General features: G+C 70.1%; 29 protein-coding genes. 16 read left to right on the top strand and 13 right to left on the bottom strand.

Annotated elements, in window-relative coordinates; genetic code table 11:
- Both AB0383_RS00390 and AB0383_RS00385 read left to right on the top strand, forming a co-directional pair.
- On the top strand, positions 1 to 1911 hold the full coding sequence (locus AB0383_RS00390) for a glycosyltransferase (protein ID WP_366184191.1): 1911 nt from the start codon (positions 1 to 3) through the stop codon (positions 1909 to 1911).
- Between the two features lie 96 nt (positions 1912 to 2007).
- The gene (locus AB0383_RS00385) at positions 2008 to 3021 is read left to right on the top strand and encodes an acyl-CoA dehydrogenase family protein (RefSeq protein WP_364173672.1); all 1014 of its coding nucleotides are present in this window, start codon (positions 2008 to 2010) and stop codon (positions 3019 to 3021) included.
- Here AB0383_RS00385 and AB0383_RS00380 read toward each other — a convergent pair.
- From AB0383_RS00380 to AB0383_RS00355, 6 genes are all read right to left on the bottom strand, one after another.
- The gene (locus tag AB0383_RS00380; protein ID WP_366184188.1) at positions 3018 to 4214 is read right to left on the bottom strand and encodes a cytochrome P450; all 1197 of its coding nucleotides are present in this window, start codon (positions 4212 to 4214) and stop codon (positions 3018 to 3020) included. The genes AB0383_RS00385 and AB0383_RS00380 overlap by 4 nt on opposite strands.
- A 23-nt stretch (positions 4215 to 4237) precedes the next feature.
- Positions 4238 to 5053 (bottom strand): ABC transporter permease, encoded by an 816-nt coding sequence (locus AB0383_RS00375; RefSeq protein WP_364173666.1) that lies wholly within the window; start codon positions 5051 to 5053, stop codon positions 4238 to 4240.
- Complete coding sequence (locus AB0383_RS00370; protein ID WP_364173663.1) at positions 5050 to 6024, bottom strand: ATP-binding cassette domain-containing protein; 975 nt, start codon at positions 6022 to 6024, stop codon at positions 5050 to 5052. The genes AB0383_RS00375 and AB0383_RS00370 overlap by 4 nt, the downstream gene beginning before the upstream one ends.
- Positions 6025 to 6051: 27 nt before the next feature.
- Positions 6052 to 6894: a DUF4097 family beta strand repeat-containing protein gene (locus AB0383_RS00365; protein ID WP_364173660.1), complete on the bottom strand. Its 843-nt coding sequence runs from the start codon at positions 6892 to 6894 to the stop codon at positions 6052 to 6054.
- Between the two features lie 76 nt (positions 6895 to 6970).
- The gene (locus tag AB0383_RS00360; RefSeq protein ID WP_364173658.1) at positions 6971 to 7498 is read right to left on the bottom strand and encodes a ribbon-helix-helix protein, CopG family; all 528 of its coding nucleotides are present in this window, start codon (positions 7496 to 7498) and stop codon (positions 6971 to 6973) included.
- A 164-nt stretch (positions 7499 to 7662) separates the two neighbouring features.
- Positions 7663 to 7905, bottom strand: a complete 243-nt coding sequence (locus AB0383_RS00355) for a hypothetical protein (protein WP_220245629.1) — start codon at positions 7903 to 7905, stop codon at positions 7663 to 7665.
- 135 nt (positions 7906 to 8040) lie between these two features.
- Here AB0383_RS00355 and AB0383_RS00350 point away from each other — a divergent pair, with 135 nt between their 5' ends.
- From AB0383_RS00350 to AB0383_RS00340, 3 genes are read left to right on the top strand one after another with little or no spacing between them, the layout of a single operon-like run.
- On the top strand, positions 8041 to 8787 hold the full coding sequence (locus AB0383_RS00350; protein ID WP_364173655.1) for an ESX secretion-associated protein EspG: 747 nt from the start codon (positions 8041 to 8043) through the stop codon (positions 8785 to 8787).
- A gap of 32 nt (positions 8788 to 8819) precedes the next feature.
- Complete coding sequence (locus tag AB0383_RS00345) at positions 8820 to 9248, top strand: hypothetical protein (RefSeq protein ID WP_366184184.1); 429 nt, start codon at positions 8820 to 8822, stop codon at positions 9246 to 9248.
- Entirely contained in the window at positions 9245 to 10357 is a 1113-nt protein-coding gene (locus AB0383_RS00340) for a hypothetical protein (protein WP_366184182.1), read from the top strand. Before AB0383_RS00345 ends, AB0383_RS00340 begins: the two co-directional genes overlap by 4 nt.
- Before the next feature lie 58 nt (positions 10358 to 10415).
- Here the strand turns inward: AB0383_RS00340 and AB0383_RS00335 are convergent, their stop codons facing one another.
- Genes AB0383_RS00335 through AB0383_RS00325 form a run of 3 tightly spaced genes read right to left on the bottom strand, consistent with a single transcriptional unit; the run spans position 10416 to position 13096 of the window.
- Positions 10416 to 11324: a glycosyltransferase family 2 protein gene (locus AB0383_RS00335; RefSeq protein WP_285974378.1), complete on the bottom strand. Its 909-nt coding sequence runs from the start codon at positions 11322 to 11324 to the stop codon at positions 10416 to 10418.
- Positions 11324 to 12139: an ABC transporter ATP-binding protein gene (locus AB0383_RS00330; protein WP_364173646.1), complete on the bottom strand. Its 816-nt coding sequence runs from the start codon at positions 12137 to 12139 to the stop codon at positions 11324 to 11326. Before AB0383_RS00330 ends, AB0383_RS00335 begins: the two co-directional genes overlap by 1 nt.
- A gap of 3 nt (positions 12140 to 12142) precedes the next feature.
- A complete protein-coding gene (locus AB0383_RS00325) occupies positions 12143 to 13096 on the bottom strand; it encodes an ABC transporter permease (RefSeq protein ID WP_366184179.1) in 954 nt (317 codons plus the stop codon).
- A 155-nt stretch (positions 13097 to 13251) separates the two neighbouring features.
- On the opposite strand from AB0383_RS00325, the gene AB0383_RS00320 reads away from it, so the two are divergent.
- The 6 genes from AB0383_RS00320 to AB0383_RS00295 all read left to right on the top strand — a co-directional run bounded on the left by AB0383_RS00320 (position 13252) and on the right by AB0383_RS00295 (position 16842).
- The gene (locus tag AB0383_RS00320; RefSeq protein ID WP_366184862.1) at positions 13252 to 13881 is read left to right on the top strand and encodes a hypothetical protein; all 630 of its coding nucleotides are present in this window, start codon (positions 13252 to 13254) and stop codon (positions 13879 to 13881) included.
- 33 nt (positions 13882 to 13914) lie between these two features.
- Positions 13915 to 14361: a hypothetical protein gene (locus AB0383_RS00315; protein WP_366184177.1), complete on the top strand. Its 447-nt coding sequence runs from the start codon at positions 13915 to 13917 to the stop codon at positions 14359 to 14361.
- Positions 14358 to 14819 (top strand): GNAT family N-acetyltransferase, encoded by a 462-nt coding sequence (locus tag AB0383_RS00310; RefSeq protein WP_366184175.1) that lies wholly within the window; start codon positions 14358 to 14360, stop codon positions 14817 to 14819. The genes AB0383_RS00315 and AB0383_RS00310 overlap by 4 nt, the downstream gene beginning before the upstream one ends.
- A 32-nt stretch (positions 14820 to 14851) precedes the next feature.
- The gene (gene pseI, locus AB0383_RS00305; RefSeq protein WP_366184173.1) at positions 14852 to 15901 is read left to right on the top strand and encodes a pseudaminic acid synthase; all 1050 of its coding nucleotides are present in this window, start codon (positions 14852 to 14854) and stop codon (positions 15899 to 15901) included.
- A 10-nt stretch (positions 15902 to 15911) separates the two neighbouring features.
- Entirely contained in the window at positions 15912 to 16340 is a 429-nt protein-coding gene (locus AB0383_RS00300) for a DUF4345 domain-containing protein (protein WP_366184171.1), read from the top strand.
- A gap of 115 nt (positions 16341 to 16455) precedes the next feature.
- Entirely contained in the window at positions 16456 to 16842 is a 387-nt protein-coding gene (locus AB0383_RS00295) for a hypothetical protein (RefSeq protein ID WP_366184169.1), read from the top strand.
- 44 nt (positions 16843 to 16886) lie between these two features.
- Here AB0383_RS00295 and AB0383_RS00290 read toward each other — a convergent pair whose 3' ends face one another.
- Positions 16887 to 18062 (bottom strand): aminotransferase class V-fold PLP-dependent enzyme, encoded by a 1176-nt coding sequence (locus AB0383_RS00290; RefSeq protein ID WP_366184167.1) that lies wholly within the window; start codon positions 18060 to 18062, stop codon positions 16887 to 16889.
- Positions 18055 to 19038 (bottom strand): UDP-N-acetylglucosamine 4,6-dehydratase (inverting), encoded by a 984-nt coding sequence (gene pseB / locus AB0383_RS00285; protein ID WP_366184165.1) that lies wholly within the window; start codon positions 19036 to 19038, stop codon positions 18055 to 18057. Before pseB ends, AB0383_RS00290 begins: the two co-directional genes overlap by 8 nt.
- A gap of 62 nt (positions 19039 to 19100) precedes the next feature.
- Between pseB and AB0383_RS00280 the strand changes: the two genes are divergently transcribed.
- Genes AB0383_RS00280 through AB0383_RS00265 form a run of 4 tightly spaced genes read left to right on the top strand, consistent with a single transcriptional unit; the run spans position 19101 to position 22514 of the window.
- Positions 19101 to 19838, top strand: a complete 738-nt coding sequence (locus AB0383_RS00280; protein ID WP_366184163.1) for a glycosyltransferase family protein — start codon at positions 19101 to 19103, stop codon at positions 19836 to 19838.
- Positions 19835 to 20845: a spore coat protein gene (locus AB0383_RS00275; protein WP_366184161.1), complete on the top strand. Its 1011-nt coding sequence runs from the start codon at positions 19835 to 19837 to the stop codon at positions 20843 to 20845. Before AB0383_RS00280 ends, AB0383_RS00275 begins: the two co-directional genes overlap by 4 nt.
- Positions 20817 to 21332, top strand: coding sequence for a hypothetical protein (locus AB0383_RS00270; protein ID WP_366184159.1), 516 nt, complete (start codon positions 20817 to 20819; stop codon positions 21330 to 21332). Before AB0383_RS00275 ends, AB0383_RS00270 begins: the two co-directional genes overlap by 29 nt.
- Positions 21333 to 21371: 39 nt before the next feature.
- Positions 21372 to 22514 carry an epoxide hydrolase family protein gene (locus AB0383_RS00265; protein WP_366184157.1) on the top strand — a complete coding sequence of 381 codons (1143 nt, stop codon included), beginning with the start codon at positions 21372 to 21374 and terminating at the stop codon, positions 22512 to 22514.
- Positions 22515 to 23536: 1022 nt separating this feature from the next.
- Here the strand turns inward: AB0383_RS00265 and AB0383_RS00260 are convergent.
- Positions 23537 to 24115 carry a bacterial proteasome activator family protein gene (locus AB0383_RS00260; RefSeq protein ID WP_366184155.1) on the bottom strand — a complete coding sequence of 193 codons (579 nt, stop codon included), beginning with the start codon at positions 24113 to 24115 and terminating at the stop codon, positions 23537 to 23539.
- A gap of 90 nt (positions 24116 to 24205) precedes the next feature.
- Here AB0383_RS00260 and AB0383_RS00255 point away from each other — a divergent pair, with 90 nt between their 5' ends.
- Positions 24206 to 25405: a cysteine desulfurase-like protein gene (locus tag AB0383_RS00255; protein WP_220245647.1), complete on the top strand. Its 1200-nt coding sequence runs from the start codon at positions 24206 to 24208 to the stop codon at positions 25403 to 25405.
- A gap of 21 nt (positions 25406 to 25426) precedes the next feature.
- On the opposite strand, the gene AB0383_RS00250 is transcribed toward AB0383_RS00255, so the two are convergent.
- Complete coding sequence (locus AB0383_RS00250) at positions 25427 to 26404, bottom strand: NAD(P)H-quinone oxidoreductase (protein WP_366184153.1); 978 nt, start codon at positions 26402 to 26404, stop codon at positions 25427 to 25429.
- Positions 26405 to 26438 lie beyond the last annotated feature (34 nt).

The raw sequence follows: 26438 nt of genomic DNA, 5'->3' as shown, positions 1-26438 counted from the left end.
ATGCCCGGTAAAGCAGCCCCGGTCGCGGAGGCGGCCCCCGAAGGCGAGACCCGGTTCGCGGAGCACGCGCCCGAAGGGAGGCTGACGGCCCAGCGCGGGCTGTACGCCGGCCCGGCGCCGATCGTCAGCAAGGACCTCTACGCCGAGCTCGAATGGGGTTCCGCGGTGCGTGACCGCGACGCGCTCACCGTCGAACCGTCGTCGAAGGTCACCGGCAACACCTACTTCGGCCGCTTCCCGGCCAGCTACTGGCAGCGCTGGACCACGGTCACCTCGGTCACCGTGGAAGCCGTGGTCAGCGGTGACGGTCTGCTCTCGGTCGGCGCGTCGGACCTCCAGGGCGACGCCCGCGTGGTCAACGCCGAGCAGGTCTCCGGCGCCAAGGCCCGCAAGGTCACGATGTCCGCGAGCCTCGACAAGTTCTACGACGGCGGCGCGCTCTGGCTCGACCTCGAAACCGAAGGCGGCCAGACGCTGCGCGTCGAGCAGGTCCGCTGGACAGTTGAAGCACCGGCCGTGATCCGCCCGACCGCGGTGACCATCTGCACGATGAACCGCGCGGACGACTGCCTGAAGAACCTGCAGGCGCTCGCCGCCGACGTGTCGTCGCTGCACACGCTCGACGCCATCTACGTCGCCGACCAGGGCACCGACCTCGTCGAGTCGCGCGACGGCTTTGAGCAGGTCGCGAAGGACCTCGGCGACAAGCTGCACTACATCAAGCAGCCCAACCTCGGCGGCGCCGGCGGCTTCACCCGCGGCCTGTACGAGGTGGCCGGCCACACCGCCACCGAGCACGCGAACGTGCTGTTCATGGACGACGACGTGCTCCTGGAGCCGGACCTCGTCGTGCGAATGACGGCGTTCTCCAACCGCGCGGCCAACCCGATCATCGTCGGCGGCCAGATGCTCAACCTGCTGCACCCGAACCAGCTGCACGTCGGCGCCGAGTACGCGCGCCTGAACACTCTGGAGCCGGGCCAGCCGGTCACGCACTCGCTGTCCACGGCCGACCTGCTGGGCGTCGACGAGGACACCCTCAAGCCCAACCGCCAGGAGCGCCGCCTCGACGCCGGGTACAACGGCTGGTGGTCGTGCCTGATCCCCTACGAGGTCGTGAAGGCCATCGGTTACCCGATGCCGTTCTTCTTCCAGTGGGACGACGCGGAGTACTCCTACCGGGCCCGCGAATACGGCTTCCCGACCGTGACGCTGCCGGGCGCCGGCGTGTGGCACGCGGACTTCCACTGGAAGGACTGGGACGAGTGGCACCGGTACTTCAACCTGCGCAACTCGATCATCACCGCCGCCCTGCACTCGCCGTTCAACCTGAACCTGCTTTCGCGGGTGCTGCTCGCGCAGCTGGTGCGCTACCTGCTGGGCATGCAGTACGGCCTGTCGGCCACGCTGATCAAGGCCGTCGAGGACTTCCTCGAGGGCCCGGAGGTCCTGCGTGACGGCGGTGTCGCCGCGATGAAGGAGATCCGCCGGATCCGCGGGGAGTACCCGGAGACCAAGCGGCACAAGGCCACCGACGTCCCGGGCATCGCGTCCAACGACATCGGCATCATCAACAGCGCGCCGCGGCCCAGCATGCAGCGCCTGGTGCTGATCAAGCGCGTCATCGACCGCGTGCTCGGCCGCAGCCGCTTCGGCCTCGGTGCGGTGCCGATCGACGAGGCGCACTGGTGGCACATCGCGCTGTTCGACACGGCCGTGGTCACCGACGCTTCGCAGGAAGGCGTGCGCGTGCGCACGTACGACAAGGTGAAGATGTTCGACCTCGCCCGGCGCGGCGCGAAGGTGATCCAGCGGCTGCGCAAGGAAGGCGCGGGCGTGCAGGAGCAGTACAAGCGCGCGATGCCGGAGCTCACCTCGCGGGAGAACTGGAAGCGTCTCTACGAGCTCTGATGCTCTGAACACCGAAAGCCACCACGGTTGCCTCCGTGGTGGCTTTCGGTGCATTCGGGGGATTGTTTCCGGCCGGGTTAGGGTAGCCTAACTCTCGTGTCGAACCTCGTCGCCCGAGCGCGGGCACTCGCCGATGACGTGCTGTTCCCCGCTGCCGCGCAGGTCGACCTGCGTGGCGAGGTGCCGCGGTCGCACTTCGACGCGCTGGCCGAGGCCGGCCTCTACGGCCTCGCCGCACCCCCCGACGCCGGTGGCCCCGGCGCGGGCCTGGCCGAGCTCGTCGAGGTGATCGAGACGCTGGCCGGCGGGTGCCTGAGCACCACGTTCACCTGGATCCAGCACCACGGTCTCGTCGCCGGCCTGTCCGGTTCGGCCAACGAGGCGTTGCGCTCCGAATACCTCGCCGACCTGGTCAAAGGCACTGTCCGGGCCGGAGTTGCCTACGCGGGGGTGATCCCGACACCGCCGCGCACCCGGGCCAGGCGGGTCAGCGACGGGTTCCGCTTCGACGGCGAGGCACCGTTCGTGAGCGGCTGGGGTGGGATCGACTTGCTGATGCTCTCGGGTCGAACCCCTCAGGACACTGTCGTCACCACCGTGGTCGCTCCGGTGGCCGGACACGGACTCGACGTCAGTCCGCTGCACTTGATTGCCGCGCAAGGCACCTCGACCGTCCGCATCGGACTGGACGACTACTTGGTGCCCGCCGAACGCGTGCTCGCCGAGGTCTCACACGCCGACTTCATCGCGGGGAACACCTTCGCGTCGCGGCTCAACGGCTGCGCCCCCCTCGGCCTGGCCGAACGCTGTGCCCGCCTGCTCGACGACCTGGGCCAGACCGGAACGGCCGCGGCCCTGCGTGCCGAGCAGGAACAGATCCGCATCCGCCTCGACTCGGGCCTCACCGACCCGGCCTCACTGCCTGCCGCCCGCGCGGCGGGCGCTGAGCTGGCCTACCGCAGCGCCGGGGCCCTCGTGGCCGCCACCGGCAGCCGCTCCGTGCTCGTCGGCGAGCACGCGGGCCGGCTGGTGCGGGAAGCCACGTTCCTGCTGGTGGCCGCCAGCCGCCCCGAAATCCGTGACGGCCTGCTGGCTTTGGCGCGTCGCTAGTCCTGGTCCCAGGTGACCGGCAGGCTCTGCACGCCGTAGATGTTCTGGTGCCCGGGCCGCAGCGCCACGTCCTCGGGCGCGACGGCCAACCTCAGCGTCGGGAACCGGCTGACCAGCGCCGGCAGCGCGACGCGCATCTCGACCCGGGCCAATTGCTGGCCGAGGCACTGGTGGATGCCGTGGCCGAACGTCAGGTGCCCAGGCACGCCCCGGCTGAGGTCGAGCGTGTCGGGCTCGGCGAACCGCTCCGGATCGCGGTTGCCGGCCTGCACGGAGACGGTGACCGACTCGCCCGCCTTGATCAGCTGCCCGTCGAGCTCGACGTCCTCCAGCGCCGCCCGCACCCCGGTGTGCGTGATGCTCAGGTACCGCAGCAGTTCCTCGACCGCCTTGTCGGCGAGGTCCGGGTCGGCGCGCAACGCGTCGAGCTGCTCGGGGTTTTGAAGCAGGGCGAAAGTGCCCAGCGCCAGCATGTTCGCGGTCGTGTCGAGACCGGCACCCAGCAGGAAGGTCGCGAGGCCGGCCAGCTCCTCGTCGGTCAGGTCGCTGGTGGTCAGCTCGCTGAGGATGTCGTCGGTCGGCTCGGCGCGTTTCGCCGGGACCAGCCGGCCGACGTACTCCTGCAGCTTGCCGTACGCGGCGAAGCGTTCCTCGGGAGCGGCGTCCACATCGGACACCGCGGCGGCGTGGCCCTGGAAGGACTCGCGGTCGGCGTAGGGCACCCCCAGCAGCTCGCAGATCATCACGGCGGGCACCGGGTGCGCGAAGGCCTGGACCAGGTCCACCACAGGACCCTGCCGGGCCATCGCGTCCAGGTGCTCGGCGGTGACCTGCTCGACGCGTTCGGTCAGCTGCCGCATCCGCCGGACGGTGAACCGGCCGGTCAGCAGCTTGCGGTAGCGGGCGTGCTCCGGGTCGTCGACGCCGGTCAGGTCGCCGGGCGCCGCGGCCGGCACCTCGATGCCTTCCAGGCCGGGCATCGGGTAGTGCGCGAGCTCGTAGCGGGAGCTGAAGCGCTGGTCGGCCAGCACCGCGCGGACCTGCGCGTAGCCGGTGACGAGCCAGCCCTCGTGGCCGTCGGGGTAGGTCAGGCGGACCACCGGGTGCCGCTCGCGAATCGGGCCCAGCTCCGCGGGCGGGTCGAAGGGACAGCCGACGGGACGGTCGACAGGCAGCTCGGGAAGGTGCGTCATTTCGGGCCTCTTTCGACTGCAGGTCAGTGGGCGTATTCGCGGTTGAACAGGCGCTTCGACCACAGGTAGCCACCCAGCGCGATCACGGCGCACCAGCCGAGGGCGAACCACATGTTGCTGCCGAGCGGCTTGTCCATCAGCAGCCCGCGCAGGGTCTCGATGATCGGCGTGAACGGCTGGTACTCGGCGAACCAGCGCAGCCCGGCCGGCATGGAGTCGGTGGGCACGAAGCCGCTGCCGAGGAAGGGCAGCAGGATCAGCGGCATCGGCAGGTTGCTCGCCGTCTCGACGCTCTTGCTCACCTGGCCGAGCGCGACCGACAGCCACACGAGCGCAAACGTCACCACCAGCAGGAACCCGGCCGTGGCCAGCCACCCGCCGAGCCCGGCCGAGGGCCGGAAACCGACCAGCAGAGCCACGCCGATCACGATCGCCAGGGTGAACGCCGCCTGGATCACGCTGCCCAGCACGTGCCCGGTCAGCACCGAGACGCGGGCGATGTGCATGGTCCGGAACCGCGCGATCACGCCTTCGGTCATGTCCATGGCGACCGAGATCGCGGTGCCCTGGACAGTGGCCGTCACGGTCATCAGGATGATCGCCGGCGCCACGTAGTTCACGTACGTCTCTCTGCCGCCGCCTCCGCCGAGCCCGGCGCCCATCGTGCCGCCGAAGACGTAGACGAACAGCAGCAGGAAGACCACTGGCATCCCGACGAGCATCAGCGTCATCGACGGGTAGCGCAGCATGTGCTTGAGGTTGCGACGCAGCATCGTCGCCGAGTCGCGCAGCGGCTGGAACTTGAGGCCGGTGGGGGCCGGCGCGGTGAGAGTGCTCATCGGGTCGTCACCTTCTCGAGTGTGGTGTTCTCGGTCGCGGGGTTGCCGGTGAGGGCGAGGAAGACGTCGTCGAGGTCGGGGGTGTGCACGGACAGCTCGTCGACCTCGATGGCCTGGTCGTCGAGGCGGCCGATGAGGGCCTTGAGCGAGCGCAGGCTGCCGTCACTGGGCACGCGCAAGGTGAGCGAGTCGTTGTCGCGCGCCGCGTCGTCGAGCGTGGTCATGGCGGTGTCGAGGCCGCGCGGGTCGGCGAAGCGCAGCCGGACGTGCCCGCCGGGGATGCGGCGCTTGAGCTCGTCGGCGGTGCCCTCGGCCACGATCCGGCCGTGGTCGAGCACCGCGATGCGGTCGGCCAGCTCGTCGGCCTCGTCGAGGTACTGCGTGGTCAGGAAGATCGTGACGCCGTCGGCCACCAGGTCGCGGACGATCTGCCACATGTTGCGGCGGCTGCGCGGGTCGAGACCGGTGGTCGGCTCGTCGAGGAAGATCAGCCGCGGGCTGCCGACGAGTGTCATCGCCAGGTCGAGCCGTCGCCGCATACCGCCGGAGTACGTCGACGCCGGCTTCTTGCCCGCTTCGGCGAGGTCGAACTGCTCCAGCAGCTGCGCGGTGCGGCGGCGCCGGTCGGCCCGGCCGAGGTGGTTGAGATCCGCCATCAGCAGCAGGTTCTCCTCACCGGTGAGCAGGTTGTCCACGGCGGAGAACTGGCCGGTGACGCCGATCGCGGCACGCACCGCGTCGGGTTCGCGGACGAGGTCGTACCCGGCCACCCGCACGTCGCCGGCGTCGGCATTGATCAGCGTGGACAGGATCTTCACGGCGGTGGTCTTGCCGGCGCCGTTCGCGCCGAGGAGCGAGAACACCGTGCCCTCGGCGACGGTGAGGTCGAGCCCGTCGAGCACGACGTGGTCGCCGTAGGACTTGCGCAGGCCGGTCGCGGCGATCGCCGGCCGGGAGTGGTTGCTGGTCATGGTTTCCCCTTCGCTGGAAAGAAAAAGTCAGGCGCGGCGGATGATCACGTCGCCGTAGGAGGTGCGGCCGCGCACCTCGACGGTCTCGTCGGCTTCCTCGGGGCGGGTGGCGTTCTCCATCAGGTTGCGCACGTGGCCGAAGCCGGTCGTCACGGAAAGCCAGGCCGCGGTGCCCTCGGCGACGCCGATTTCCAGGTCCCCCATGGAGGTTTCGAGCGTCACCGCGCCGCGCACGATCTCGCCGAGGCGGATCAGCCCGGCCGAGGTCTTCGCGTCGACGCCGGCGCCCGCGTGCTCGACGGTGATGTCGCCGTTGGCCGAACGCACCCGCGCGTCGCCGCCGACGGAGGCGATCGTGGTCTCGCCGTTGGAGTTCTTGACCACCGCGGTGCCCTCGATCTCGCCGATCCGGATCTTGCCGGTGCCGGTGGAGATCTCGGCGTTGCCCGCCACGCCGTCGACGGTCACGTGACCGGCCGAAGTGGACAGGTGCAGCGAGCCGGTGCGGTCGACCCGCGCGTTGCCGGCGGCGGTCTTGAACCGGCTCTCGCCGAGCACACCGGCGGTGCGGAAGTCGCCCGCCTGCAGCTCGGCGTTGACCGCGGACCCGGTGGGCAGCTCGATGGTGACGTCGACCGCGCGGGTCTTGCGGGAGAAGTCGAACGTGCGCTTCGGGCCGGTGACCGTCAGCGTGCCGTTGCGGTAGTCGACGCGGACCTGCTGTGCGGCCTTCACGTCGGACTCGTCGTTTTCGTCGCTCGGACGGACGTCGACGACGGTGGTCTGACGCTCGCTCGCGGTGATCTGCACGTCGCCGACGCTCAGGTCGACGGTGACGGAGATGGGGTCGGGCGTCTCGAATTTTGGCATGGCTGTCTCCAGAACTTGTGTCGGTGAACCGTCCCCGCAGGTCAGGGACGTGAGGTGAAGGTGGTGCGGAAAGGTGTTAGCGGACCCACCCGGTGAAGCTCTGCTTCGTCCGCTTGCCGCTGCTGGGCGGCTCGACGCGCTGGTCGCGGTCGGTGCGCTGCAAGGCCGTGGCGGCCGCCCGGACGAGCCAGGCGTTGACGGAGCGCCCCTCCTTGCCCGCGGCCTCCTCGACGGCGGCCTTGAGCTGTTCGGGCAGGCGCACGTTGATGCGCGCGGCGGGACCGTCTTCGGAGATGAGCAGCTCGCTCTCCGGAGCGGTGGCCGTGGTCGTGTCTTCGGCCGCGAGCTCGAGCGGCTCGGCCGGCGGCGTGGTCACGACGAACTGCGGATCGCGGCCACGCAGGCGCAGCTCCACCGAACCCGGAGCCAGGTCGCGGGTGATCTCGTCGGCGGCGGCCGACAGCGCGTCCAGCAGTGTCATCCGGATCGCCGACTCGAGCGAACCGGTCAGCCGCTCGACCAGCTCACGAGATTCCTCGCCACCGGCCTCGGCCAGCGTGGCGAACTCTCGCCCGAGGTTGCTGACGTACGTGGTCAAGTCCATGGCACAACTATGGCACACGAGTGGCACCATACCAATGCCGATTTGGCTCAGACGTGTGCCGCCGATGGCACCTGGATGGCCCCGTGTGGCACCAAGATGGAAAAGTGTAGGTCAGGGCCATTTCGACCCTGACCTGGATGTGGCACGTCCCCCAGAACGGCGGGCTAAGCCGACAGCCCGAACTTCCCCTTCCGGCTCAGATCGTCGACATACGCCGCGGCCACGTGAGCGAAGTTCACCGACACGGTGTTGCCGTCGCGCGTCCGCACGGAGTGGACCCCGCCGTGCTTGAGCAGGTCGGGGATCTTCTCCTCAACGCCGGCGGATTCGTCGTTCGTGATGGGGAAGATCAGCGGTTCGCCGCCGGAGGTCAGGTGCAGGACGAGCGCGAGTTTCGGATCAGCCATGACTCCATGCCACCAGCGCTCGATCACCGGCGGCAAGCGGGTTCGCGCACAGCAGAGCACTTCACCGGTCCGGGTGCGGCGCCCGTGCGGCGTCGGCTAGCGTTTCGTCGCGGAAACCCGACCTAGGGACGGACGATGCCGTATTCGTTCACGTTGTCACCCGCGGCGGTGGACCTGCTGCTGGAGCGGCAGGGTCTCGGCCGCACGCCGGCGCCGTTTTCGGTGGCGCACATCGGTATCACCGGCCAGGAACGCGCGGGCGTGCGCGACGCCGTGCTGCGCGACCTCGACAACCGGGGCCTCGCGCACCGCGGTTACCTCGACGACGACCTGGAGCTGGCGCTCACCACGTTCGTTCGAAGCCGCCTCGTCGTCACCGCGACGGCGCAGTTGGACAGTCGGCAACAGGGCGCGGGGCAGCTGTTCGCGCGCGTCGCGTCCACCGGTGACCAGGCCGTGCTGGTGAAGCAGGACAACGGCATGTTGGTCTTCGAGCAGATCCGCCCGACCGGTCTCGTACCGGCGCTGGTCGACCTGCTGCCGCCCGGGACCGCGGCGCCCGGCCAGTCCGTGACGATCACGCGCCCGGCGAAGCAGCCCCGCCGGGACGGGTACGACCCGTTCGCGGCGTCGAACGCCCCGCGAAACCCGCAGCTCAGGTCCGTCGAGCGGATCTTCGAGAAGCCGCGGCTGCGGGTCGGGCAGTTCACGATCGGCGCGCAGCCGCCGCTCGTCTGGTTCGACACGGAACTCGGCCGCTACCTGCTCAGCACCCGCGTCGCCGACGACGGGCAACGCTGGCTCACTTACGCGCCGGCCGACAACAACCGCCTCGCCCAGCAGCTGTTCGCGCAGCTGGAGGCGTATTCCGCAAACGCCTGACCGCGGCCGTCGTCGTCAGTAGACTTCGGGTCATGACCTTGGTGGAGCCGGGACAGGTCGCCGGCCTGGACCCGAAGGCCGTCGCTGCTGCCGCGGCCGAGATGACGAAACTCGTGAACGCCGCGAAGTCGGGCAGCTTCACCATCTCCGGTGAAGCGCTCGAGGACCTGCGCCAGGCACTGTCCGACATGGTGACGCGAGTGGACCGGCTGACCGGTTCCACGGCCGCGCTGGATCAGGCCCCGCAGCTCGGGAGCCACCCGTACGGGCACGCGGTGGCGGCCCACGACCTCAAGGCCGCGTCGCAGGACGTCGGGTCCGTGCGGTCGGTGCTGGGGCAGTTCCGTGCCGTGCTGACGCAGGCCGACGAGGCGCTGGCCCGCGCCGGCGGCGTCTACCGCACCGGTGAGGACAGCGCCGTCGACGCGCACGCCGCCCACAAGACGGGGGACCTCGCATGACCGCGCCGCAGCCGGGGCTCGAGCCGTCCGACGCCGACTATCTCGGCCACACCCACGAGCAGCTCCAGCAGTTCGTGACCACGAACCTCGACGTGAACCAGGTTTCCGGCGTCTCCGCCGCGTACACCGACGTCACGAAGGCTTTCGACGATTTCGCGACGCAGCTGACCGAGGCCGTGAACAAGTCCAAGGGCTCGTGGGAGGGCAGCGCGGCCGAGAGCGCGCAGGCCTACTTCGCCACGCTGGGCACCTGGGCCGACGCCACGGCGCAGAACGCGAAGCTCGCCGCGCAGACCGTCGACGACCAGGGTGCGGCCGCGCAGCACGCGCGCAACGCGATGACCGAGCCGATCCCGTTCGACTGGACCGACGAGATGGCGCACTGGACCGCCGCCGGCCCGTTCGACCTCGGCGACACCGTCGAAAAGTCGCTGAAGAAGCAGCAGGACAGCCAGTCGGCTCACGAGCAGGCCGCGCAGGTGATGTCGGACTACGACCACTCGCTGTACTCGGCCGCGTCGAAGCAGCCGGTGTTCGCGGACCCGCCGAAGTTCGGCACGGGCAGCGTGACCACCGCTTCGGCCGTGCTGCCCACCGGCTCCGGTTCCACCGACCACCAGTCCGGTGGCGGCGGTGCCGACTCGGGTGGGCAGGTTTCGGCTGCGCCGAGCCAGATCACCGGTTCCGGCCACGTGCCCCCGCCTGCCCCGAACTCGGCCACCACCGCGGCGGGCGTCGCGCCGGCGGCCGCTCAGCAGCAGGGTGCCGGCGCGGGTGCCGCGGGCGGCGCCATGCCGATGGGCGGGATGCCGATGGGCGGCATGGGCGGCATGGGCGGCGGTGGCGGCGGTTTCGGTGCCGACGAGGAGTACCAGTCGAAGTTCAGCCGCGGCGGCAGCTTCGGCCCGGGTGAAGGTGCGGCGCCGGGTGGCGCCGCGTCCGGCCTGAGCGGCGCGCCCGCGCGGGCCGGGATGGGCATGGGGATGGGCGGCGGTGCCGCTCGCTACGAAGAGGACGAAGCGGACGGCTCGCGCTTCTTCTCCCATGTGGACGAAGACGACGAATACGGCGCCGACCTGCGTGCCGCTCCGCCGGTGATCGGGGAGTAGCTCTGGCCGTACGAAAAGGGCCCCTCGGCGTTCGAGGGGCCCTTTTTCGTGCTGAGTCTCAGTAGCGGTAGAACTTCTCCGCCCGGCCTTGCCGCACCAGCTTCAGCCACTGCAGGAATGCCTTCGGGTCGCGCTTCACACCCACGAAGTACAGGCCGAAGCGGATCACTTCCAAAGCGCCGATCTTGCGCATGCCCGGCTGCGAGAGCAGGTAGCCGCGGTTGCGGTAGGTGTAGTAACGCTTGACCTCGTTCTCGGGGTCCTGCGCGTGGAACTTCCCGCCCAGCATGGGTTTGAACTCGTCCGAGCCGTCGGGGTGCAGGTAGGTCGTGCGCAGCGAGGTGCCGAACGGCAAACCCGAGCGCACGAGCCGGCGGTGCAGCTCCACCTCGTCGCCGCGGAAGAACAGGCGCAGGTCCGGCACGCCGGTGACGTCCAAAGTGGACGCACGGAACAGCGCGCCGTTCATGAGCGAAGCGATGCCCGGCAGGAAGTCCGTGCCCAGCTCCGCCGACGAGCGCTTCCACGTGAGCCCGCGCCGCAACGGGAACGCGAGCTTGGCCGGGGCGTTGATGTTCGCCACCACCGGCGAGATCTCCGCGAGGCCGCGCTTTTCGGCTTCCTCCAACAGGATCTGCAGCACGTGCTCGTCGGCGGGACGGCCGTCGTCGTCGGCGAGCCAGACCCACTCGGCGCCGAGGGCGAGCGCGTGGAGCATGCCGAGCGCGAACCCGCCCGCGCCGCCGAGGTTCCGGTGCGAAGGCAGGTACGTGTAAGGCAGCGGGTACGCCTCGACGACGTCCCGTGCCGACTGGTCCGGACCGTTGTCGACCACGACGAGGTGGTCGACCGGCCGCGTCTGCGCGGCGATGATCTTCAGCGAGTCCGCGAGCAGCTCACGACGGTGGCGCGTCACCACCACGCCGACGACGGCGCCCTCGGGCAGCTGCTGGGTCTCGCTGGTCATCATTCCCCGCCGTTCTTCGTGCCCACGGGCTCGATGCCGAGCCGCTCCAGGCCTTCCTGGCTCATGTTCTCGAACGGGTCTCGGCCCTTGTAGCCGGTGAGGACCTCACGCAGCGAACCCTGCTGCTTGACGTTGCCCTCGTCCATCCAGATCGCGGAGTCGCAGAGCTCGAAGAGGAACTCGTCGGAGTGGCTCGCGAAAACCAGGATGCCGGAGCGCTTCACCAGGTCCTTGAGGCGGTCGCGGGCCTTGTTGAGGAACGCCGCGTCGACCGCGCCGATGCCCTCGTCGAGGATCAGGATCTCGGGGTCGATCGAGGTCACGACACCCAGCGCCAGGCGCACGCGCATACCCGTGGAGTACGTGCGCAGCGGCATCTGCAGGTAGTCGCCGAGCTCGGTGAACTCCGCGATGTCGTCGACCCGCTTCTCCATCTCCTTGGCGGTCATGCCGAGGAAGAGGCCGCGGATGATGATGTTCTCGACGCCGGAGATCTCCGGGTCCATGCCGATGCCGAGGTCGAAGACCGGGGCGATCTTGCCGGAAATCCGGGCCGCGCCGCGGGTGGGCTCGTAGATGCCGGCGAGCAGGCGCAGCAGCGTGGACTTCCCGGCGCCGTTGTGGCCGACCAGGCCCACGCGGTCGCCTTCGCGCAGCTTCAGGGTCACGTCGTGCAGCGCCTCGATGATCGGCACCTTTTGGTCCGTGCCGATCTTGCCGCCGACCTTGCCCAGCACGCGCTTCTTCATCGACCGCGTCTTGGCGTCGAAGATCGGGAAGTCGACGTACGCGTTGTGAACGTCAATGCTGACCATGTGTCACACCCAATACGAGACGCGAGAGCGGTAATTGCGCATGGCGACGAGCGCGAGCGCCCAGCCGACGATCGTGAGTGACCCGACCACGACCCAGCTGGTCCAGCTCACGGCCTCCCCGAGCAGCGGGGCCCTGGTCACCTGCATGTAGTGGTACAGCGGGTTCGCCTTGATGAACGGCAGCGCCCAGGACACACTGTCGCGCGCGCCACCGGACTCCAGCTGGTCGACCGGCCACACGATCGGCGTGCCGTAGAACAGCAGCTGGATCAGGGAGTTAATCACCTGCGGGATGTCGCGGAAGCGCGTCGAGATGATCCCGAGCAGCAGCGCGGCCCAGCACGCGGTGAGTCCCAGCAGCAGGAAACCCGGAATGGCGAGGAAGATGTTCCAGCTCAGGCCCGGGTGGCAGAACTTGTCCGGGACGCAGGCGCCGGTCTTCGTGCCGAGCGAGTACGGCCCGTCGAGTGAGCTGAAGAAGATGATCAGCAGCACGAAGTACACGATCATGTTGTGCGCGAGCAACAGCGTCTGACGCCACACGGTGCGCAGCACGTAGACACTCAGCGGCGCGGGGAGCTGCTTGATCATCCCCTCGTTCGCGATGAACGTCTCCATGCCCTCGGACAGGCAACCCTGGATGAAGCCCCAGATGATGAACCCGGTGGAGATGTAGGGCAGGAACACCTGGATGGGCAGGTTGAACAGCTGTGAGTACAGCAAACCCAGCCCCAGCGCGATGACCGCCTGGCTGATCGTGATCCAGAAAGGACCGATCACCGACCGGCGGTAGCGCTGTTTGATGTCCTGCCAGCCAAGGTGGGTCCACAGCTGGCGAGCTGCGAGACCCTCCTTGATGTCGGCGATCGCCCTGGAGAACGTCTTGCGGTCCGACGCAGGTGGTAACGGCATCGAGACCTCGGGTTCGGCTACGTGAACCGTGCTGGTGGCATGCACGTGGACGAGGGTACCGATCGGAGGTCTCGTCCTCGGGACGCCCCGGCCCAGGCGTGCGCCCGACCTGTCGATGACCTGTCGATGCCGCACCGGACACGCGGTGTGTCCTGGTAGTTTCTTGCCCCATGACTGCTGCTCTCGGTGCGGCGAGCCTGATGGTCGATCTCCTCGCGGCGTACGCCGATCGTCCCGACCCCAAGTCGGTCGCGGTCGTCGGCAACCAGCCCCTGGACCCGGACTCGGCTCGGGCCAAGGCCGTGGACGACTGCGATCTCGTGATCCGCGTCAACGGTTTCGTCGTCGACGAGCCGGAAGGCCCGGAGGTGACCGGGCGCAAGGTCCACGCCGTGGTCTTCAACCGCGCCGTGCGGGCCACTCGCCACGTTTTCCGCGACTACCGCAGCAGGCTGTATCTGCTGGTGGAGCCGGGCCGGCTGCACTGGGAACCGGAGGCGCTGCCGGGCTGGTGGCCCGCCGACCTGGGGTTCGTGCCGGTGCCCAACCGCGAGGTCGTGCTGCCGCTGTCCGACGCGCTCGGCCTGCCGACTCGCACGGAGTCGACCTGGTCGACCACGGGCACGCTCGCGGCGTGGATCGCGCGCACGTCGTTCCCCAATGCGCAGCTGGTCCTCACCGGGTTCTCCTTCATCGACAACCCGAACCAAACTTCGTGGGAGCACGCCGCCGGCGATTCCTGCATCGTGGGTCCCGAGCACCAGATCGCCGCCGAGGGCAGGCTGCTGGACTCGTGGACCCGGACCGGCGACACTGTTCTGCTGCGCTGACCCAGTTTCCGAATCCCGAAGGAACCGTTCCCCATGGCAGTCCAGAAACTCCGCTCCGGCCTGTTCAACCGGATCGCCCGGCTCATCGACTTCCGCATCGAAGAGCGGATGCGCGACACCGTCCGCGACCTGAACCACCGCGTCAACGACCTCGAGCACGCGACCGCCGACCACCGGCGCCGGCTCGACGCCGCGGAGTCGAGCCTCGAGCGCGCCCGCGGCGACCTGCTCTGGACCCGCGCCGAGCTCGACCGGATCATCCCGCACATCGCCGCGCAGGAGGCGCAGCTGGAGACGCTGCGGGAGTCGATGGCACTCGTGCCGCGCGCCGACAGCGCCGAGATTGCCGAGTCGCGGTCGCTGATCGAGGAGATCCAGCGCCAGCACGCGCAGATCCGCGTCCGGCTCGCCGGAATCGCGCGGTACGAGGACCGGCTGCGCCGCCTCGAGGACAACCGCCTGGCGCCCTCGGCCCAGTGAGCCGGCTCGCGGCTCGCGAGGCCACCGAGGCCGACGCCGAGCTGCTGCTGGCCTGGCGCAACGACCCGCGAACGCGGGAGGCGTCGCGGTCCAGTGGCGTGATCGAGCTCGCCGAACACCTGCGGTGGCTGCGCGGCGTGCTGGCTTCGCCGGACCGGCTGCTGCTGGTCGTTTCCGACGACGACGGGCCCGTGGGTACCGTGCGGTTCGACCGGGAACGGCCGGGGGAATGGGAAGTCAGCATCACGCTCGCTCCGGCGAGCCGTGGGCGGGGACTTTCACGCGCCGTGCTCACGCTCGGCGAACGCGTGCTCATCGAGCGTGAGATGGTGAGCGCGATCCTCGCCGCCGTGCACCAGGACAACGCGGCTTCGGCGGCGTTGTTCGAGCGCGCCGGGTACGTCGAGTCGGCGCCCGCCGAGGAGGGCTTCCGGTGGCTGCGCAAGACTCGGGGGTGACCCGCACGCGCATCACCGGGAGGACGCCACCCATGTCCGAAGTCCGCATCGGCGCCCACACGCTCGGCCCGGACCGGCCGCCGTTCGTCATCGCCGAGATGTCCGGCAACCACAACGGCGACCTCGACCGCGCGCTCGCGATCGTCGACGCCATCGCCGACACCGGCGCGCAGGCGGTGAAGCTCCAGACCTACCGCCCCGACACGATCACGATCGACGTCGACGGCCCCGCCTTCCGCATCGGCGACGGACATTCCTTGTGGGGCGGGGAAAACCTGTACAAGCTGTACGAAAAGGCCCACACCCCGTGGGAATGGCACGAACCCATTTTCGAGCGCGCCCGCTCGCGCGGCCTGGAGGCGTTCTCCAGCCCGTTCGACCCGACGGCCGTGGAGCTGCTGGAATCGCTCGACGTACCCGCGTACAAGATCGCGTCTTCCGAGATCGTCGATCTGCCGCTGGTCGACTTGTGCGCCCGCACCGGCAAGCCGCTCATCATCTCGACGGGCATGGCGAGCATCGCGGAGATCGACGCCGCCGTCCGCACCGCCCGCGACGCCGGCAACGACCAGCTCATCGTGCTCGGCTGCACCGCCAGCTACCCGGCCTCGCCGTCCGAAAGCAACCTGCGCGGCCTGCCGGTGCTCGCCGGCGTCACGGGCACGCTCGTCGGCCTGTCCGACCACACGCCGGGCATCGGCGCGCCGCTGGCCGCCGTCGCGCTGGGCGCGGTGGCGATCGAGAAGCACGTGACGCTCGCTCGCGCCGACGGTGGTGTGGACTCGGAGTTCTCGCTGGAGCCCGCCGAGCTGGCCGCGCTGGTGACGGAGAGCCACCGCGCGTGGGAGGCCCTCGGCCGCCCGGTGATCGGCCCGCGCGAGAGTGAGAAGGAAGGCCTTCGCCTGCGCCGCTCGCTGTACGTCGTGGCGGACGTCCGCGCGGGCGACGAGGTGACGTCGTCGAACGTCCGGTCCATCCGCCCGGCCGGCGGCCTGGCGCCGGCCGAGATCACGACGGTGCTGGGCCGCACCTTCCGCGTCGACGCCGCAAAAGGCACGGCTTTGACCTGGGACCTGATCTAGTCTCGGCCGCATGGCACGAGCGAAGTCGCGCAAGGCGTTGCTGACCGTCCTCGGCGTCCTCGGGGCGATCCCCGTCGCCAGCGGCCTGACCGGGATTTTGGGCGGCCCCGAACGCGCCCCCGGCGGCGCCCCCGCCGCGCCCAGCGTCGACAGCGAATACCGCTTCGTCAACACGTTCTGGACCGCGGCGGGCCTCGCGCTCTGGTGGTCGCTCCGCCACCCGGAAAAACGTGCGGCAACCACGCGTGTTGTCCTCGGCACCGCCGCTGTCGGCGGGGTGCCGCGGCTGATCTCGGCCCGGCGGGTGGGCGCGCCGCATCCGGTGTTCCGCGCGGCGATCGTGCTGGAGCTGGTGGTGGTGCCGTTGGTGCTGGTGTGGCACGCGGTGGTGGTGCGCGGTGACGGTCAGTCTGAGGAACCCGGCACCTCGGACCGGTGACCGCGGCGCGGCCTCACCGCGCCCAACCGGCTCGCAGGAGCGGGCCGTGCGCGCCCGTAGCGGCGCAAACGCGAACCGCTGTTACGTTCGCTGGAAAAGCCGCGATCACATACCCATGGACGAGGCATACCGCTTCATTTCCCGACGGAAGAATGGCGACCGGCTGATCGGCATCGCGGGTCCGCTTGGCGAAGACTTGTATGCCGCCGGCACACCACCAGTGTGGGGACTTGCTACGAGGCCGGCCCCATCGTCACGACTCGGTGCGGTCAGGATCGGCGATCGGCTTCACGTTGCACGGGAAGGTGACCGGTGGGTCGTGCGGGACATCCACGGAATCCTGGGGAACCTGCGGTGGCTGCCGGGAAATGACGGCAAGATCGCTGCCGACACCGGCGCTTTGCTCCGCCTGCCAGTTTCGGGCATTCTGCACGTTCAGCGCCTGGTCATCGATCCGAACGGCCTCGTCAAGGACGTCGGCGGTTATGTAGAGCCGAACTAACCGGCGAAGCGATGATGCAAGTTTCCCGGCCGTCTGATTGAGGGTCAGACCCCGAAGAAGCTCCGCACTCCGTCCACAACCCGGTCCACATCCGCGTCCGTCAGGGACGGGAAGAGCGGCAGCGACAGCTCCTGCTCGTAGTACGCCTCGGCGTTCGGGCACAGGCCGCGGCGGTAGCCGAGGTCCTCGAAGACCGGGTGCCAGTAGGCGGGGATGTAGTTGACCTGCACGCCGATGCCCAGCCCGCGCAGGTGGTCGAACAGTGCGCGGCGGTGGCCGTCGAGGACGCGCAGCGGGTAGAGGTGCCAGACGGGGTCGGCGCCGGGCCGCGACGGCGGGGTGAGTACTCCGTCGACGTCGGCCAGAGCCGCGTTGTAGCGCGCGTGGATTTCGGCGCGGCGCTTCTTGAACTCGGCCAAGCGCGTGAGCTGGCTGCTGCCCAGGGCACACAGGACGTCGGGCAGGCGGTAGTTCAGGCCGAACTCGTGCACCTCCTGGTGCCAGCCGCCCTCGTCCGGGTAGCGCTGCAAGGCCTTGTCGCGCACGAGGCCGTGGTTGCGGAAGGCCTGGGCGCGGCCGAGCAGCTCCGGCGACGCGGTGACGACGGCGCCGCCCTCGGCCGTCGTGAGGTTCTTGGTCGGGAAGAACGAGAACGTGGTCAGGTCGGCGAGCGAGCCGACCGGGCGGCCCTGCCAGCTGCCGCCCACGGAGTGCGCCGCGTCTTCCAGCAGCAGTGCGCCCGCGTTGTGCGCGACCTCGGCCAGCGCGTCGAGTTCGGCGGGGTGGCCGGCGTAGTCGACGGCGGCCACGACCTTCGTGCGGTCGGTCACGAGAGCCGCCGCGGCCTCGACGGCGAGGTTGCCGGTGTCCGGCTCGACGTCGGCGAAGACCACCTTTGCGCCGTGCAGCGCGGCGGTGGCGGCGGTGGCGACGAACGTCATCGGCGACGCCACGACCTCGTCACCAGGCTTGATCGCGGCGGCCGCGTACGCGACGTGCAGCGCCGCCGTGCCCGAAGTGACGACAACGGCCGGGGTCGCGCCGGTGTGCAGAGCGAGGTCGGCCTCGAACCGCGCGACGGCGGGACCGGTCGTGAGCCAGTCGCCGCGCAGGACCTCGGTGACGGCGGCGATGTCCTCGTCGGTCACGGACTGGCGGCCGTACGGGAGAAACTCCGCCGACGTGCTCTTTCCCGCGGAGGCGGCGTCGGACTCAGCCATACTGCTCGACCAGCTTGCGCAGTTCGTCCGCTTCGAGCCACAGGTCGTTGGTGTCCGAGCGGTACGCGAACCCTTCGGGCATCGGCTTGCCGTCGGCGGGCGCCTCGTAGCCCCAGCCCGCCAGGTGCGGCTGCACGACGTACCGGTCGGGCAGCTGAACGGTCCGGCGCGCGTCGTCGGGCGCGATCATCTCCTCGTGCAGCTTCTCGCCCGGCCGCACGCCCACCTCGTGCATCGGCGAACCCGGCGCGATGGCCTGCGCGAGGTCGACGAGCCGCATGCTCGGGATCCGCGGCACGTACAGCTCACCGCCGTGCATCTGGTCGAACGAGTCGACCACGAACTGCACGGCCTGCGGCAGCGTGATCCAGAACCGCGTCATGTCCTTGTGCGTGATCGGCAGCGACTCGCCCTGCTCGGCGAGCTTGCGGAAGAACGGGATCACGCTGCCGCGGGAGCCCATCACGTTGCCGTAGCGCACCACGGAGAACCGCGTGACGTGCGCGGCGGCATAGTGGTTGCCGCTGATGAACATCCGGTCGGCGCACAGCTTGGTGGCGCCGTAAAGGTTGATCGGGCTCGACGCCTTGTCGGTCGACAGCGCGACGACCTTCTTCACGCCGGTGTCGATCGTGGCCTCGATGACGTTCTGGGAGCCCATCACGTTGGTCTGGACGAACTCGAACGGGTTGTACTCACCCGTGTCCACCTGCTTGAGCGCCGCGGCGTGCACGACGTAGTCGACGCCGTGCATGGCGCGCTCGAGACGGCGGCGGTCGCGGACGTCGCCGATGAACCAGCGCAGCCGCGGGTCGTCGTTGAACAGTTGGCGCGCTTCGTACTGCTTGAGCTCATCGCGGGAGAGCACGACCAGGCGGCTGGGGTTCAGCTCCGCCAGGGCGTAGGTGATGAACGCCTTGCCAAATGAGCCGGTCCCGCCGGTGAGCAGGATGCTGGAGCCATCCAGCTCGGACATCGACGACCTCCGCGGTTGGGGTTCTTGGTTCTGGCGCGTTGCCGCAGGCCATCATGTCACCCATGCGTGAAGGCCTCGGCGTCAACGCCGTGATCCAGGCCCGGTCCTCCTCGACGCGACTGCCGGGCAAGGTGCTGCGGCCCCTGGCCGGGCGCAGTGTCCTCGGCTGGGTCGTCCGCGCGGCGGCCGCCGCTCCCGGTGTGGACCAGGTCGTCGTCGCCACCTCGGACGCGCCCGACGACGACGCGGTCGCCGAGGAGGCCGCGCGCTGCGGCGCCCTGGTCGCCCGCGGCCCGCTCGACGACGTCGTGGCGCGCTTCGGCGTGGCCCTGGCCGCCTACCCGGCCGACGCCGTGATCCGTCTCACCGCCGACTGCCCGCTGCTCGACCCCGCTTTGATCGGCAGGCTGGCGGCGGTGTGGCGCGCGGAGCCCTCACTGGACTACGTGAGCACCACGCTCGTGCGGTCGCTGCCACGCGGCTTCGACGCGGAGCTGGTGCGGGCCTCGGTCCTCGCGGAGCAGGTCGAGACTGCCGAGGGCCCGGACCGCGAGCACGTGACCTCGGCGATCTACCGGCAGCCCTCGCGGTACTCGTGCACGGGCATCGTGGTGAGCCCGGCCGCCGACGACCTGCGCGTCACCCTCGACACCCCGGAGGACTGGGACCTGATCTCGGCGGTTGTTTCGGTTCTGGGTGATCAGCCCGCGTCCTGGCGTTCGGTGGTTTCGCTGCTGCGCTCCCGGCCGGATCTGGTGGCTTTGAACGCGCACGTCGAGCAGAAGAAGCTCGGCCAGTGAAGCTCCTGCTGCGCGCCGACGCGTCCGCGGTGATCGGCGCGGGCCACATCGCGCGCGTCGTGGCCTACGCCGAGCGCGCCGTCGCCCGCGGCTGGGATGTCTCCTTCGCGGGCGCGACCGACAACGCGGAATGGCTCGCCTCCCGTTTCGACGCGCTTTCGGTGCCCGTTTTGCCGGTCTCTGACTGGGCTTCTCTGGCCTCCGGCTTCGACGCGGTCCTCGTGGACCACTACGCGCTGGGCGACGTGCGCGCCGAGGTCAACGCCGCGGGCGCGCTGCTCGTGTCCCTTGAGGACGACACCTTCGGCCGCCGGCCCGCGGATGTCGTGGTGGACGCCGGGTTCGCGCCTTCGCCCCGCCCTTCGGACGGTTCGGGCGTGCTGCTGCGGGGCGTCGAGTACACGGCGTTGCGCTCGGGGGTCTTGGCTGCTCGGGCCCGTCGCTCCGCTGACGCTTCCCCTTCGCCCCACGTCGCGGTCGTCTTGGGCGGCGGCGCCGAATGGTCGGGGACGGTCAGCCTGCTGCTCCGTGCCCTCGCTGCCACCAGGCTGCCGTTCTCCGCCGACGCTCTCGTCCGCGGCGAGCCTGCTCTGCCGGATCTGTCGGACGACCAGTCCATCCGAGTCGCCGCCCCGCACCCGGGCCTGCTCGACCTCCTGGCCACCACCGACGTCGCCATCAGCGCCACCGGCGTCACCTTCCTGGAACTCTGCTGCCTCGGCATCCCGACGGCGGCGGTGCAGCTCGTGGACAACCAGGCGCCGGGCTACCGGGCCGCCGTGGACCTCGGCCTGGCAGTGGGCCTGGGCGACGCCGGTTCTCTGTCGGATCGGCTGCCCGCGGTGGTTTCCGCACTGGGTTCGCTGCTGTCGGACGCCGGCTTGCGGTCCTCTTTGTCCTCCGCTGCCGCGTCCAGTGTGGATGGACTCGGCGCGGACCGGGTCCTGGATGTCATCGCTTCGAGCCAAGGGGGATTCGATGGATTTCTCAGCCGTTTTCGGCACTGAGCACGCCTCGCCACAGGACATCGACTGGGCGGCGGTGGAAGCCGCCTTGGGCACCGCGCTGCCCGCCGACTACCGTACGTACGCCGACACCTATCCCGCCCTGTACCTGGACAAGCTGATCACCATCCGGCACCCGCTGGCCGTGAGCGAGTGGGCGAAACTCGTCGAGGGCGCGAAGCCGGTGCTCGAGTCGTTCGCCTACGGACGCAGCCAGGTTCCCGACGCCGTGCCGTACCCGCTGTTCCCCGAACCGGGCGGCCTGCTGCCTTGGGGGTACGACGACGACGGCGCCGACTACTTCTGGCGGACCGCCGGCTCGCCCGACGAGTGGACCGTGCTCGTCTTCGACAGCGGCGAGTGGTGGGAGTTCCCGCGCGGCTTCGGCGCGTTGTGGACGGAATGGGCCGGTGGGCGGATCACCACTGCGCCGCTGGGCCGGGAAGACGTCCTGCTGCCCGGATTCTCCGTCGAGCGCGTGGGTGATTGAGGAACGAACCTGTCCTCAAGGGATTCTAGCGTTTTCGGCATGACTCTCACCCCGTTCCGCGTCGACATCCCGCAAGCCGACCTCGACGACCTGCACGAACGGCTTGCCCGGACGCGCTGGCCGGACCAGCCCGAGGGCGTCGGGTGGGAGCTGGGGATTCCGGTGGACGAGGTGAAGGACCTGGCCGAGCACTGGCGCCTGCGGTTCGACTGGCGGGCGGCCGAGGAGCGGATCAACGCGTTTCCGCAGTTCACCACGACGATCGACGGCGAGAACGTGCACTTCCTCCACGTCCGCTCGCCCGAGGAAGGGGCTACGCCGCTTCTGTTGACGCACGGCTGGCCGGGGTCGATCGTGGAGTTCCTGGACGTGATCGGACCGCTCGCCGACCCCCGCGCGTACGGCGGGGACCCCCGCGACGCTTTCCACGTGGTCGTCCCGTCGATCCCCGGCTTCGGCTTCTCCGGCCCGACGCGCGACCGCGCCTGGGGCCCGGCCCGCAGGGCGCGCGCGTGGGCTTCGCTGATGACCACCCTCGGCTACGACCGCTTCAGCACCCACGGCGGCGACTGGGGCGCGCTGATCTCCCGCGAGCTCGGCGTCCAGTTCCCTGCGCGCGTGCTCGGGGTGCACGTCACCATGCTGCCCACCGCCGTCGCCCGCTCGGAGTCGGACCTGGAGGGCTTGACCGGCACCGACCTGTCGTTGGCTGAACGTTCATTGGCGAAATCCCGCGCCTTCCAACACACCGGAACCGGCTACGCGATCATCCAGTCCACCAAGTCGCAAACGCTTGCCTACGGCCTCACCGACTCACCCGCCGGCCAACTCGCGTGGATCGCGGAAAAGTTCCGCTCCTTCTCCAACACCACCCACGACCTCATCGACCGCGACGACCTCCTCACCGACGTCGCCCTCTACTGGTTCACCGCCACGGCCAACTCATCCGCCCGCATCTACGCCGCATTGGAGGGTCCGTGGGGCGCGCCCCTCCCCGTTTCCACGGTCCCCACCGGCGTCGCGGTGTTTCCCGACGACATCGGCCTGCCCCTCCGCCCCCTCGCCGAACGCACCGACAACATCGCCCGTTGGTCCGAGTTCTCGGCCGGCGGCCACTTCCCGGCCCTCGAACAACCGGACGCGCTGATCGGTGACATCCGGAAGTTCTTCGGGAGCTTGTGAACTGGGGGTGTGAAGGGTCCCTTCGTGCTCGGTCGCCGGCGCGAGGGGACCGTTCGGACTCAGTCGGCGGTGCGAGGGGACTGTTCGTCCGGTGCCGCGGCGCGAGGGGACCGTTCGCGCCGGTGCCGCTGGGCGAGGGGACCTTTCGCGCCGGTGCCGCGGGGCGAGGGGACCTTTCGCGTCTACGTGGCGGCGCGCTGGGACCGTTCGCGCACCCGGCGTGAACGGTCGTTTCACACTCGCCCGCCGGCGCGAAAGGACGGTTCGCACGAAGGCGGCGGCGCGAAGGGACGGTTCGCACTCAGTCGGCGGTGCGAGGGGACTGTTCGCGCCGGTGCCGCGGTGCGAGGGGACCCTTCGCGTCTACGTGGCGGCGCGCTGGGACCGTTCGCGCTCGCCGGCGTGAACGGTCGCTTCGCGCTCGCCCGCCGGCGCGAAGGGACGGTCTGCACCCACCCGGCGGCGTGAAGGGACGGTTCGCGCTCGGGTCACGGCGCGGAAGGACCGTTTGCGCTGCGGCGCCGGTTCGAGCGGACCGTTCGCAGCCGCCCACACGGTATGAGAGGACCGTTCGTGCTCCGGCAGCGGAGCGAGGGGATCTTTCGCGGCCACGCGGCGGCGCGCTGGGACCGTTCGCGCCCACCGGCATGAACGGTCCCTTCGCGCTCGGTCGACGGCTCGACTGGACCGTTCGCACTCAGTCGGCGGCGCGAAAGGCGCGTTTGCACCGAGTTGACTAGGCGAGGGGACCGCTCGCGGCCGCCCGCGCGGCATGAGGGGACCGTTCGCGCTCAGGCAGTGGCGCGTGAGGACCGCTCTCGCGGGAGCGATGGGACGAAGGGATCGCTCGCGACCACCAACCGACCGACCGCCAACCGACCGACCGCGAAAAGCCCACTCACCCCGAAACAGCAAGAAGGGACCGTTCACACGCCACCCAGCGCACGAACGATCCCCTCATCACCGACGACTCACCGCGTCGAACAAGACCTCAGGACCTCAAGACCTCACAAATCAAGACCTCACAAATACTGCCCAGTCCCACTGATCCCAGGCCTCTGCCCCTCAGCACCGGGGCCACCCGGCATCACCGCACCCGAGGACCCCGCCGGCAACCCCCGGCGCATCTGCTCCAGCTGGACCCGCGCCGCCATCTGCTGGGCGAACAGGGCCGTCTGGATGCCGTGGAACAGCCCCTCCAGCCACCCCACCAGCTGGGCCTGCGCGATCCGCAGCTCGGCGTCCGACGGAGTCGAGTCGTCCGCGAACGGGTGCACCAGGCGCTCCAGCTCTTCGCGCAGCTCGGGCGCCAGGGCCTCCTGCAGTTCGAGCACCGAGTTCTGGTGGATCTCGCGCACCCGGTTCCGGCTGGCGTCGTCCAGCGGTGCGGCGCGGACCTCCTCCAGGAGCTGCTTGATCATCGTCCCGATGCGCATCACCTTGGCGGGCTCTTCGACCAGCTCGCCGACGGCCTCCTCGCCCTCGGGTGCAGCCGAGGAAACACCCCTGACCGGGGCCCCGTCGGGGCCGACGACCACCACGTGGGGGGTCGACTCGGCGTCGGAAGTCTGCCGGAAGTTCGGCTCGCTCATGTGCTCCATCCCATCAGAAACGCCAGCGTCGCGTCCGAGCGTAGTCGCATGAGCCAACCCCGCGGTAACCGCTAAACCGCACGTCCGTACGGTGTCACCATGGCGTTCGACGTCGCTCGTATCCGTGGGTTGTTCCCCGCGCTGGGTGACGGCTGGATTCACTTCGACGGCGCCGCCGGAATGCTGGTCCCGGAACAGGTCGCTTCGGCCGTTTCGACGGCCATGCGTGCCCCGGTGTCCGGGCCGGGGGGAGCGTTTCCGGCCTCACAGCGTGCGGAGAGCATTGTCACCGCGGCCAGGCGAGCCGTGGCAGATCTGGTCGGGGCGGACCCGGCTGCCGTCGTGCTCGGGCCGAGTGCGCCGGTGATGCTGCGGCGCCTCGTGGACGCGCTGGCGGAGCGCTGGACGATCGGCGACGAGGTCGTCGTGTCCCGGCTCGACGAGGAAGCGAACCTCGCGCCGTGGCAGCGCGCCGCGAAGCGCGTGGGCGCGGTCGTGCGCTGGGGCGAGATCGACATCGAGACGTGCGAGCTGCCTGCATGGCAGTACGAGAACCTCGTGTCCGCCCGCACCAAAGCCGTCACGGTCACGCTCGCGTCCGGCTCGGTCGGCACGCGGCCCGACGTCCCCACGGTGATCGAGTTCGCCAAGCGCGTCGGCGCGCTCGTGGTGGTGGACGCGACGTACGCGGCCCCCTTCGTGCCCCTCGACCTCGCCGAGCTGGGCGCAGACGTCATGGTCGTCTCCGCGCAGGCGTGGGGCGGCCCGTCGGTGGGCGCGCTCGTGTTCCGCGACCCCGAGATGCTGGAACGCATCCCGTCCGCCTCGCTCGACCCGGCCGCCCGCGGCGCCGCGCGCCTCGAGCTCGGCCCCCACGCGTACCCGCTGCTCGCCGGACTCGTCGCCTCGATCGACTACCTCGCCGGCCTCGACGACGCCGCGTCCGGCTCGCGCCGCGAAAGACTCGTGACGTCCCTCGGCTCCGCCAAGTCGTACCACGCTGGCCTGCTCGCCCAGCTGTCCACGGAGCTCCGCTCGCTGCGGCACGTGATGGTGATCGGCGACGCGATGCGCCGCATCCCCGCGCTCGCGTTCGCCGTGCAGGGCAAGAAATCGCCGGAAGTCGCGGAGTACCTGGCGTCGCAAGGCCTCTGCGCCTTCGCCGACGACGGATCGGCCGGCGTGTTCGCGTCGCTCGGCGTCGGCGAGGTGGGTGGCGCGGTGCGCATCGGGCTCGCGCACTACTCCAACGTCTTCGAGATCAACCAGCTCGTGCGCGTCCTGGAAGAGCTGCGCTGACGCCCAGCGCAGCTCCCCGGCTCAGGACTTCGCGGTCAGCAGGATCTTCCCGAACACGTCGCCCTCTTCCAGCATCCGGTGCGCGGAAGCGGCCTCGGCCATCGGCACGACCTGGCCGATGATCGGCTTCACGGACCCGTTTGCCACCAGCGGCCACAGGCGTTCGCGCACGTCGGCGACGATCGCGGCCTTCTGGTCGAGCGGACGGAACCGCAACCCGGCGGCGAAGACGCTCGCACGCTTGCCCAGCAGGCTGCCGATGTTCAGCTCGCCCTTGATCCCGCCCTGCATGCCGATGATCACGAGCCGGCCGTCGGTGCGCAGCGCGTCGACGTTGCGCTGCAGGTACTTCGCGCCCATGTTGTCGAGGATGACGTCGGCGCCCTTGGCCTCGGCGCGCAGCACCTCGACGAAGTCCTGCTCCTTGTAGTTGATCGTGATGTCGGCGCCGAGCTGGCGGCAGCGTTCCAGCCGCTCGGGCGAACCGGCGGTGACGGCCACGGTCGCGCCCAGCGCCTTGCCGACCTGGATCGCGTGGGTGCCGATGCCGCCCGCGCCGCCGTGGACCAGCAGCGTCTCGCCTTCGGCGAGCTTCGCGTGCATCACGACGTTGGCCCACACCGTGCAAGCGACCTCCGGCAGCCCGGCCGCCGCGAGCAGCTCGACCTCACCGGGCACGGGCAGGAGCTGGCCGGCGGGCACGACCACGCGCTCGGCGTAGCCGCCGCCCGCGAGCAGTGCGCACACCTCGTCGCCGACTTGCCAGCCTTCGACGCCCTCGCCCAGCTCCGCGATCGTGCCGGAGCACTCGAGGCCGATGGTCTCGCTCGACCCGGGCGGTGGCGGGTAGTTGCCCTGGCGCTGCAGCAGGTCCGCCCGGTTGACCGCGCCGGCGGCCACGTCGAGCAGCACTTCACCGGGGCCGGGGCTGGGGCCGGGGACTTCGGTCCACTCGAGAACTTCGGGACCGCCGGGTTCGCGGATCGTGATCGCGTACATGTGCCCGACTGTATCCCCCACCTCGCAGTCTCCG

The organism is Amycolatopsis sp. NPDC051373 (assembly GCF_040689465.1).
In the GTDB taxonomy this organism is placed as follows: Bacteria; Actinomycetota; Actinomycetes; order Mycobacteriales; family Pseudonocardiaceae; genus Amycolatopsis.
Note: the sequence above shows the minus strand (reverse complement) of the source record. Positions and strands in the feature narration are given on the sequence as shown.

Excerpts from the sequence above, each read along its gene's own strand:
- AB0383_RS00390 (WP_366184191.1), top strand. The coding sequence starts at position 1 with ATGCCCGGTAAAGCAGCCCCGGTCGCGGAGGCGGCCCCCGAAGGCGAG.
- AB0383_RS00380 (WP_366184188.1), bottom strand. The coding sequence starts at position 4,214 with ATGACGCACCTTCCCGAGCTGCCTGTCGACCGTCCCGTCGGCTGTCCC.
- AB0383_RS00375 (WP_364173666.1), bottom strand. The coding sequence starts at position 5,053 with ATGAGCACTCTCACCGCGCCGGCCCCCACCGGCCTCAAGTTCCAGCCG.
- AB0383_RS00370 (WP_364173663.1), bottom strand. The coding sequence starts at position 6,024 with ATGACCAGCAACCACTCCCGGCCGGCGATCGCCGCGACCGGCCTGCGC.
- AB0383_RS00365 (WP_364173660.1), bottom strand. The coding sequence starts at position 6,894 with ATGCCAAAATTCGAGACGCCCGACCCCATCTCCGTCACCGTCGACCTG.
- AB0383_RS00360 (WP_364173658.1), bottom strand. The coding sequence starts at position 7,498 with ATGGACTTGACCACGTACGTCAGCAACCTCGGGCGAGAGTTCGCCACG.
- AB0383_RS00355 (WP_220245629.1), bottom strand. The coding sequence starts at position 7,905 with ATGGCTGATCCGAAACTCGCGCTCGTCCTGCACCTGACCTCCGGCGGC.
- AB0383_RS00350 (WP_364173655.1), top strand. The coding sequence starts at position 8,041 with ATGCCGTATTCGTTCACGTTGTCACCCGCGGCGGTGGACCTGCTGCTG.
- AB0383_RS00345 (WP_366184184.1), top strand. The coding sequence starts at position 8,820 with ATGACCTTGGTGGAGCCGGGACAGGTCGCCGGCCTGGACCCGAAGGCC.
- AB0383_RS00340 (WP_366184182.1), top strand. The coding sequence starts at position 9,245 with ATGACCGCGCCGCAGCCGGGGCTCGAGCCGTCCGACGCCGACTATCTC.
- AB0383_RS00335 (WP_285974378.1), bottom strand. The coding sequence starts at position 11,324 with ATGACCAGCGAGACCCAGCAGCTGCCCGAGGGCGCCGTCGTCGGCGTG.
- AB0383_RS00330 (WP_364173646.1), bottom strand. The coding sequence starts at position 12,139 with ATGGTCAGCATTGACGTTCACAACGCGTACGTCGACTTCCCGATCTTC.
- AB0383_RS00320 (WP_366184862.1), top strand. The coding sequence starts at position 13,252 with ATGGTCGATCTCCTCGCGGCGTACGCCGATCGTCCCGACCCCAAGTCG.
- AB0383_RS00315 (WP_366184177.1), top strand. The coding sequence starts at position 13,915 with ATGGCAGTCCAGAAACTCCGCTCCGGCCTGTTCAACCGGATCGCCCGG.
- pseI (WP_366184173.1), top strand. The coding sequence starts at position 14,852 with ATGTCCGAAGTCCGCATCGGCGCCCACACGCTCGGCCCGGACCGGCCG.
- AB0383_RS00300 (WP_366184171.1), top strand. The coding sequence starts at position 15,912 with ATGGCACGAGCGAAGTCGCGCAAGGCGTTGCTGACCGTCCTCGGCGTC.
- AB0383_RS00295 (WP_366184169.1), top strand. The coding sequence starts at position 16,456 with ATGGACGAGGCATACCGCTTCATTTCCCGACGGAAGAATGGCGACCGG.
- AB0383_RS00290 (WP_366184167.1), bottom strand. The coding sequence starts at position 18,062 with ATGGCTGAGTCCGACGCCGCCTCCGCGGGAAAGAGCACGTCGGCGGAG.
- pseB (WP_366184165.1), bottom strand. The coding sequence starts at position 19,038 with ATGTCCGAGCTGGATGGCTCCAGCATCCTGCTCACCGGCGGGACCGGC.
- AB0383_RS00280 (WP_366184163.1), top strand. The coding sequence starts at position 19,101 with ATGCGTGAAGGCCTCGGCGTCAACGCCGTGATCCAGGCCCGGTCCTCC.
- AB0383_RS00270 (WP_366184159.1), top strand. The coding sequence starts at position 20,817 with ATGGATTTCTCAGCCGTTTTCGGCACTGAGCACGCCTCGCCACAGGAC.
- AB0383_RS00265 (WP_366184157.1), top strand. The coding sequence starts at position 21,372 with ATGACTCTCACCCCGTTCCGCGTCGACATCCCGCAAGCCGACCTCGAC.
- AB0383_RS00260 (WP_366184155.1), bottom strand. The coding sequence starts at position 24,115 with ATGGAGCACATGAGCGAGCCGAACTTCCGGCAGACTTCCGACGCCGAG.
- AB0383_RS00255 (WP_220245647.1), top strand. The coding sequence starts at position 24,206 with ATGGCGTTCGACGTCGCTCGTATCCGTGGGTTGTTCCCCGCGCTGGGT.
- AB0383_RS00250 (WP_366184153.1), bottom strand. The coding sequence starts at position 26,404 with ATGTACGCGATCACGATCCGCGAACCCGGCGGTCCCGAAGTTCTCGAG.